Origin of the sequence: Protofrankia sp. CiP3, from assembly GCF_917627345.1 — a bacterium.
Taxonomy (GTDB): Bacteria; Actinomycetota; Actinomycetes; order Frankiales; family Frankiaceae; genus Protofrankia.
Window position 1 is genome coordinate 1,792 of sequence record NZ_CAKJTM010000146.1, and the last position, 848, is coordinate 2,639.

Consider the following 848-nt stretch of genomic DNA (forward strand, 5'->3'; position numbering starts at 1 on the left):
CGGCCGCCGTGATTCCCCTTGCGGGCGGCGGCGCTGAGGCCTTCCAGGGTGGCCTCGCGGATGTTCTCGCGCTCGGTCTCGGCCATCGCGGCGAAGAACGCGAACAGGATGCGGCCGGTGCCGGTCGGGTCGTAGATACCGGTCAGGGGTCCGGCGAGCATCTCCAGCCCGATGCCGTGCGCGGTGAGATGGTCCGCGAGCGCGGTCAGCTCGGCGGAGTCGCGGCCGAGCCGTTTCATCTCGTACACAGTCAGGAGCACCCGGCAGTGCGGGGCGTGGGCCTTGATCTGCCGGCACAGGTCCAGCGCGGCCTCGAACTTCGGGCGGACCCGCACGCGGGTGGAGACCTTCTCGGAGAAGATCTTGTCGCGGGGGATGCCGTGCGCTTCGAGGGCGTCGAGCTGTGACGGGAGTTCCTGGGTGAGGTGCGAGTACCGGGCGTAGCCCACCCTGATGTCGGTGGTCGGCGTGTCCGACGGGATAGGCGTTGGCGGTGGTGTGCCCGGCCGCCACAGCTGGCCCGGGCCGCGGTCAGCCGGGGTCGGCACCCGCAGCAGCTTCACAAGCCGAGAGACCTTCATGAACCGGCCGGTGTGGTAGGTCCCCGCGACCGTGCCGGATCGCGACCGGCACGGCGAGCCTGGCTCGACCAGGCACCGGGGACACGGATGACGCTCGACCGCGTCGGCATCGACGGTGGCGTCCGGTGCGCTGCTCACCCTCGGGATCTTCTCACAAACCTCTCCCATAACTCGCGCACCATCCGTTTACGTGAGAACGGGTTCTGAGAAGGATTCCGGGTCGCGCAGTCTCCCGGCGGGCAATCCGGATCGCTCCTCTCAGAAAGG

1 protein-coding gene is annotated in these 848 nt (G+C 69.2%); it reads right to left on the reverse strand.

Going from position 1 to position 848, the window contains the following annotated elements:
- A partial coding sequence (locus MJ797_RS24545) for a recombinase family protein (protein ID WP_239341742.1) occupies positions 1-719 on the reverse strand: 719 nt, incomplete at its 3' end.
- Between the last annotated feature and the right edge of the window lie 129 nt (positions 720-848).